This is a genomic window from Clostridium sp. AF22-10, from assembly GCF_003478725.1.
Lineage (GTDB): Bacteria > Bacillota > Clostridia > Lachnospirales > Lachnospiraceae > Otoolea > Otoolea fessa.
On record NZ_QUFZ01000027.1, the window covers coordinates 24,606 to 30,734 of the forward strand.

Annotated in this window: 9 protein-coding genes; all 9 read right to left on the reverse strand. The window is 34.2% G+C overall.

All coding sequences use genetic code 11. The features are described 5' to 3' along the window. Positions 1-85: 85 nt before the first annotated feature. Positions 86-1,195, reverse strand: coding sequence for a helix-turn-helix domain-containing protein (locus tag DWX91_RS14400; protein WP_118539423.1), 1,110 nt, complete (start codon positions 1,193-1,195; stop codon positions 86-88). An 86-nt stretch (positions 1,196-1,281) separates the two neighbouring features. After that, on the reverse strand, positions 1,282-1,449 hold the full coding sequence (locus DWX91_RS16755; RefSeq protein ID WP_182435096.1) for a hypothetical protein: 168 nt from the start codon (positions 1,447-1,449) through the stop codon (positions 1,282-1,284). A gap of 14 nt (positions 1,450-1,463) precedes the next feature. Then, positions 1,464-1,655, reverse strand: a complete 192-nt coding sequence (locus DWX91_RS14405) for a hypothetical protein (RefSeq protein ID WP_118539425.1) — start codon at positions 1,653-1,655, stop codon at positions 1,464-1,466. A 30-nt stretch (positions 1,656-1,685) separates the two neighbouring features. Continuing rightward, positions 1,686-2,114, reverse strand: a complete 429-nt coding sequence (locus DWX91_RS14410) for a hypothetical protein (protein WP_118539427.1) — start codon at positions 2,112-2,114, stop codon at positions 1,686-1,688. Next, positions 2,114-2,449 carry a hypothetical protein gene (locus DWX91_RS14415; RefSeq protein WP_118539429.1) on the reverse strand — a complete coding sequence of 112 codons (336 nt, stop codon included), beginning with the start codon at positions 2,447-2,449 and terminating at the stop codon, positions 2,114-2,116. The genes DWX91_RS14410 and DWX91_RS14415 overlap by 1 nt, the downstream gene beginning before the upstream one ends. Before the next feature lie 160 nt (positions 2,450-2,609). Then, complete coding sequence (locus DWX91_RS14420; RefSeq protein ID WP_118539431.1) at positions 2,610-3,110, reverse strand: hypothetical protein; 501 nt, start codon at positions 3,108-3,110, stop codon at positions 2,610-2,612. 126 nt (positions 3,111-3,236) lie between these two features. Next, positions 3,237-3,518, reverse strand: coding sequence for a helix-turn-helix domain-containing protein (locus DWX91_RS14425; RefSeq protein ID WP_118539433.1), 282 nt, complete (start codon positions 3,516-3,518; stop codon positions 3,237-3,239). Between the two features lie 59 nt (positions 3,519-3,577). Next, the gene (locus tag DWX91_RS14430; RefSeq protein WP_118539435.1) at positions 3,578-3,970 is read right to left on the reverse strand and encodes a hypothetical protein; all 393 of its coding nucleotides are present in this window, start codon (positions 3,968-3,970) and stop codon (positions 3,578-3,580) included. A gap of 171 nt (positions 3,971-4,141) precedes the next feature. Then, positions 4,142-4,969 carry a hypothetical protein gene (locus tag DWX91_RS14435; RefSeq protein WP_118539437.1) on the reverse strand — a complete coding sequence of 276 codons (828 nt, stop codon included), beginning with the start codon at positions 4,967-4,969 and terminating at the stop codon, positions 4,142-4,144. Positions 4,970-6,129: the final 1,160 nt, after the last annotated feature.

Below are 6,129 nucleotides of genomic sequence, written 5' to 3' on the forward strand. Positions count from 1 at the left end.
AAATCAGGAACATTGTCTAATTACTTCCGTTCTACCCGTCTTGCCGTTAGCACAGCTATGTATTTGTATTTCGCTTATGTAACTTTTATCTTCTCATCTTGCGCTCAAGTAAATCATAAAGTTCCCCGTTGCTCTTAATCGGATAAATGATACTCTCGTAGTAAGTAGCTCCCTTACAATACTTCGTAAGTTTCTCTTTCACCACATCTTCTCCATAATGAGCATATAACTTTTTTAATACATAAAAGATTCTAAGAGTTAATGCATTTTTGCTTGATCCGCTCCATCCAAGTGCTCGAATTAATCTAACCGAATATGAAAGCATTTCTTTATCATTTGTTGCATATCTAAGTATTGATCGAGATGGCTTAATTACGCCAATTGGATTTTCCAATCTGTTATCTTCTGATGTAATCTGAATGTTTCTTTCTTCGCAGAAATATTTCAAATTTACATACTCTGGTAAATTTGCCTTGATACCAGCTCTATACATATCTTCAACAGTCATAGGTTTTCTGTTAATTGCCTGACTTAAAAATGTAAAAATAGCCTCTTCTTTTGTACAATTAAGAACCTCTACAATAATTTTCATAATTCCCTTTTCAAGCCCTTCGTTATAGAGGATAAAAGCAATGACTCTATGCGCTCCATCAGCTACATACAACTTTCCGTTATCTACATAAACTTTAATTGGATCGAATTTACTTTCATTGAATTCCCCGGCAATTCCCATACATTTACTCATTTTCGTATCTCGCTGCCATTCTGGAATATGAATTAATCTTGCATCAACTACAATATATTTTTTATTCCCAACTGTCTGCGGATACTGCATTGCAACCTCAACTTCTTCTTTCTCTTCTGTTTCAGATAACACTCGTTTGCTTTCGATCCAATTTTCCGTTTCTTCTGGTGTCATTATTCTAACAACATCTTTTAGACTTTCAATTTTTCTGGCTGATTTACTTTTTGCGTTTAAAAAGTTAAATCCAATGTTTTGAATTTCAATATCATCCTTATGTACCTTCAGAATCATGCACAGCTTATCAACTACTTCATCCGAAGGATTACTTTTTCCACTTTCGTAATTATTAATGGTACTAGCTGCCACACCAAGCTCTTTTGCAAGTGCTTTCTGTGACATCTTAGCAGCCTTTCTAATCATCTCTAATTTCAGTCCATTAATTCTACACATAATATATTCTCCTTTTCTCTTCTCAAATTTTGTTTTCACTTAATTTTGTGTACTAAAAAAGCACTCATAATTTCATGAGTGCTTAATTACATATCAATTTCTTTTTCGTTTCCGTTTTCATCAATACCGATAACACGAACAGTTTTACCTTGTAAACGCAATGCATCTAGTTTCAATTTTGCTTGTTCGTAATCCAGATAATCAAATGATTGCAACGGATTATCTGTATTTACTATCGTATATTCTACAATCACACCATCAACCTCCTTTAATCCTGCGTATCAAACAAATCAATCGAGAACTCATTGTAAAGTAAATCAGCGAATCCTGTATCTCTCTTTACATACTCTCTCAGAAATTCTCTCTTTGTACATGGTGCAAGTAAACCGTGTACCTCTTCACGGATGTTGTCATTCATAAAACTAACAATTACATCCCAATATCTCTCTATTTTTGTCATTTGTATTTCTCCCTTCTTTCCTGTTTGATTTTAGGCTGATACAGACTCAAGTTCAATTCGTTTCTGTTTAACCATAATCGGAATATCTTTACTTTTCTTTTTCCAATATTCCATCTGTTTTACAGCATCAATTCTTGAATCTGCCTTGCCTATCTCTGTCCATTTACCTTTATTAAGTTCTTGTAAAACCACCCAAACAATCCGTCTTTTTCTTGGAGAGAATTTTTCTCTTGTTTCTTCCTGTGCTTTATGTTTCGCTTTTATATATTCCTCCTGTTTAAATTCCATATAATCATATTCTCCGTTAGGTAGTTTTACATACAAATTCAGTCCTTTGATATATGTTTGTTTGTGTGTATATACTCTAATATGATCTTCTATTCTACCAAGCATATACATTTCTCTTTCCGTTTTGAGAGCTGTGATTTTCGCACAATCTCCTACATATTTAATCTTCATTATTTCTCGTATACCTCCATAATCTCATCATCATAGACATAATTTTCAGTTCCGTTGTCATTCATGACAAGCACATACTGCCCGTCAATATCATATTCGCTATCATACTCTGCATTTTTCTCTGGTTTAATATCAATCATCCAAAGATTTCCGTCTATAGTTTCAAAAGTTCCATTTCCTATATAGGTTGCATCCTCTTCTCTGATATTCACCCATACAGACTTGCCTTTTGAATCTGCCTTGTAAAATCCATCAACAGATGCAAGCGAAGAAAACATAGATCCAGCAATTGTAATAATTGTTCCAGCGATTGCAACAACACCTAAAAGTTTCATAACTAAACCTCCTATAATTTGAGTTTTTTATTTTGGTTTCCATTTTGTTTTGCATATACAATTATATACTTTGCATACTAGATATAATTAAATCTATTTCAACCTGTCAACGAGTAAGCCTAACAGACACGCATTTGACTTCTTCAGTTTGTCGATTACCTCAATAACCTGATAAAAGGTTTAATTTTCCATTTTCAAATTTCCATGCTGTAGGATTCAATCCAAATTTTTCATAGATAAATAATTCTCTATAGCGAGCATCCATTTCCGTTTTAGTTGTAAAAAACTCTTCATGATCTATTAAACCAGATGATTTATAGATACGTAATATGAATGGTTTTACTGTTTCTCTTCTGTTGCATGATTCTGTACGCTCTGGATCTCCGCATACTGTAAAGTATTTACAGTTTGAGCATTGATTTTCTGCTTTCTTTTTGATAACTGCGATTTTGTGAATCTTAAGAACTCTTAAAAAGTCATTAAAAATATCATCCTCTTTCCATTCTGGATGAACGCATTCATTCATGTTTGCAGTATATGCAGCGAGTTCAATACCATCAATTTCGCTTGGTGTATACTGATTTGTGATATACTCAGCTTCAAAACGATTGATGGTCTTGTAAGTGAGCATAGTTTTTTTGATGGTGTGTTTCTTTTTCATTTACGTTGCCTCCTGTAATTTTGTTTTGCATTTATATATTCGCCGATTTCTGTTTGTTTGGGCGAATTTTGGGTATAAAAATAGCACCTATCCTTTGATAGATGCTTTAGTGATTTACGTTAATGGTTATAGATTTTTTAACTTTGCTTGAAGTTCTGCGATCTGTGCTTCAATAGCCAATTTTTCAGAATTTGCTTTTGCATACTCTTCATCTGGTATCCATTCCATAATTTCAGACGGTTGAACATGAAGATATTCACAGATTTTATTTATAGTATCGGTGTTACAATTTCGGTTTTTTTGAAACTTTGCAATGATTGTTGGACTTAACCCAATTCCGTTTTGCAAATCAATAAATTTTAGTCCTTTAGACTGAAGATAATTATTTAATTTATCATATACTATCAAAGTTTTCACCTCCTTTGTAACTACATTTTACTACAAATATAGTCTTTTGTAAAGCATAGTCAATTCCAACACCGTTTAAAATCATGAAACGGATCTTTCCTGCATTCATAATCTGTGATACTTCCGTTGAAAATTCGCGTACCACCTCCACCACCTTTATGTCTACGATCATGTTTCATATATTCTTCGAAGTTCGCTTTAGACTTCCGTTTTCGAATGTGAGTGCAGAAATAGTTATACATAGCTTCAGAATAATCATTTCTGATTTTAGTTCTAACCCATTTTTTAGGCGTTGGAAGCCAAACATAAACTTCCAATTTCTTTTCTCTATCGAACTTAAATTTCTTACAGATCACCTTTACATGATGATCCAGACTTAGAATTACAGAGTTCATAGGAAATGCGTGATCATGAATCACTTCTCCGTTCATCATCGTATGATAAATTTTCATGATAACCTCTCTTTCCGTTCAAATTTTATAAATTGCAAAATACGTGCTGGAGGAGTCGAACTTCCTTATGTGAGTAAGGGTTTATACCTACTATAAAAAGCCCGTCCGAATTAGACAGGCTTTCAAACTAGATACAAACTATTTTATTTTCACAGAATCAACCTCATTTCCTTATTTGAAATAATGTCTGATGACGATCTTGGAGATTGTACTACCAAGTTTCGAATAATCATACCGTACTTCGTTTGTCTTTTTGTCCTTAGTTGCACGTACAAGCGTAGTATAAGAACGAGACTTAAAACTAATCGTTCCTTTCTCTTCGTCCGCGTCCCATTTATCTTTGAAGTTGGACACGTAAACCTCATTCAAAAGTTTTTTATCTTCTGCCGTCATCTTAACACGTGTTTTTGCCGTGTATTCAGTTTCAAACGGTAAACTGAATGTAGTCTTGATAATAGTTTCAAGTTCCTGAGAAGCCTGTTTATATGCTTCCTTGACTTCCTTAGACATGATAATATTTCCATCGTCCCCAGCCTTAGAAGTCACATGAATAGTTTCCAGTGCCTCATACAGAGCTGGAGAACTAAACGCCGGAATAATCGCGTACTTCGTCAGTTTGGAATTATTCCAAGTAGCAAGAACACGCAGAACGGTTCTAACGACATCTTTCTTGTTACCGAAACCGTCTTTATTCTTCTGGCTCATTGTACTTACAACCTTATTGTAAGTCTCATTAAGTGCCGCGTTCTCATCCTCTAACTTTTTCTTGAGATCTTCGGATGCTTGTAACTGAACTTTAAACGCTGCGACTTCCTCCTTAGAGTAAGTATCTTTTTCATTAGAAATCTTTTTCTCCAGCTTCTCAATCTGCTCATCCAGCATCTGAATATTCATACTGTTAGCTTCGAATGTTACTGCCTGCATGAACTCATTCTTGAGTTCGTCCGTGATCTTCTCATTCCAGAAATTAATAGATAATGTCATAGTAGCTTTTTTCATAGTGTTACCTCCTAAAATTTATTTGATTTATTAATAGTTTCGTGTTTACACACTATCGCAGAGCCGACAAAAAACAAGTCCGCTCTGCTAACTGTGTACAATCCATACAAGCGGTCTAATTTGAAATGAAAAAACACTAAATATAGACATTACTCTATCAATTAGTATTCCGGCGGTGTTACCCGTTTACCCGTCAAGTCAAAATAAACATTGCACTTTATTTATTTTACCAGTCGTGATTGTTAAGACTGGAAGTAAAAAGTGTGAGTCAAACTCTGTCGTATTTTTATTCTTTATATCGCCCACACCTAGAATATAGACTTGAACTTTAACACGATCACTTTATAGCGCTTCCGCTATCTTCCGATCCCCTACGCAAAGGGTAGATTTTCAAATCGGGTGAGGACTTCTAACCTCATACCCACCTATGACCTCGTGAGCCATAGGCGATACGGGCAGAAAAAGATTGTTAATCTTTAGGCTATCTATTGTTTCAAATAGAGTCAACGCCGTTCCCATAGGTTTTTACTTCAGCATTCAAAAACCATCATTTTCGATCCTGCAAATAAGATCTTTTAAAAAAGTTGCCGCTAACATAGAATTACTGCGTATTCAGTTGTGCAATTTAATAAATCATATTGCCATCTTTCCGCCGGAAATAGTCTAGGACTATGACCGCTAATAGCTTTTTTTCACTATCTTTCTCACGATTGCCGTTTTCAGAATTAACTTGAATTATCAGCAAGGCTAGAAATATCAAATTGTTTAAAACTTTTTTGTGGATTTTTTTGTAGAGCCGTGTTAGAATTGACTTGTCACGGACGATCCTAACACGGTCGATCTACTAGGCTATATCTTCAAGAAAATCTAAATATTCTTGTTCAGTCGGGAAAAGTTGATACCTTTTTTCGGCTGAAATATAGCCCATATACCCAGATTGGGTTATGTAACCTTTTGTCATAGCAATCCACCAACTTTCTAGTTATGACATAAAGTGGTTTTTATGACTTTTCCTTGTCAAGTATTTAATTGTAACTAATAAAACAAAGATTTTATCAGTGATACAAGTATCAGAAAGAACTAATCGAAATATTACTTTTATAAATAAGATTACTTCAAAGAAGTTTAAGGAATTAACCTCTTATTCCTGTTTATAGTTC

What these genes read in the sequence shown, in the direction of transcription:
- DWX91_RS14415 (WP_118539429.1), bottom strand. Translation starts at nt 2,449, where the DNA reads ATGAAACTTTTAGGTGTTGTTGCAATCGCTGGAACAATTATTACAATT.
- DWX91_RS14410 (WP_118539427.1), bottom strand. Translation starts at nt 2,114, where the DNA reads ATGAAGATTAAATATGTAGGAGATTGTGCGAAAATCACAGCTCTCAAA.
- DWX91_RS14435 (WP_118539437.1), bottom strand. Translation starts at nt 4,969, where the DNA reads ATGAAAAAAGCTACTATGACATTATCTATTAATTTCTGGAATGAGAAG.
- DWX91_RS14405 (WP_118539425.1), bottom strand. Translation starts at nt 1,655, where the DNA reads ATGACAAAAATAGAGAGATATTGGGATGTAATTGTTAGTTTTATGAAT.
- DWX91_RS14400 (WP_118539423.1), bottom strand. Translation starts at nt 1,195, where the DNA reads ATGTGTAGAATTAATGGACTGAAATTAGAGATGATTAGAAAGGCTGCT.
- DWX91_RS14420 (WP_118539431.1), bottom strand. Translation starts at nt 3,110, where the DNA reads ATGAAAAAGAAACACACCATCAAAAAAACTATGCTCACTTACAAGACC.
- DWX91_RS14430 (WP_118539435.1), bottom strand. Translation starts at nt 3,970, where the DNA reads ATGAAAATTTATCATACGATGATGAACGGAGAAGTGATTCATGATCAC.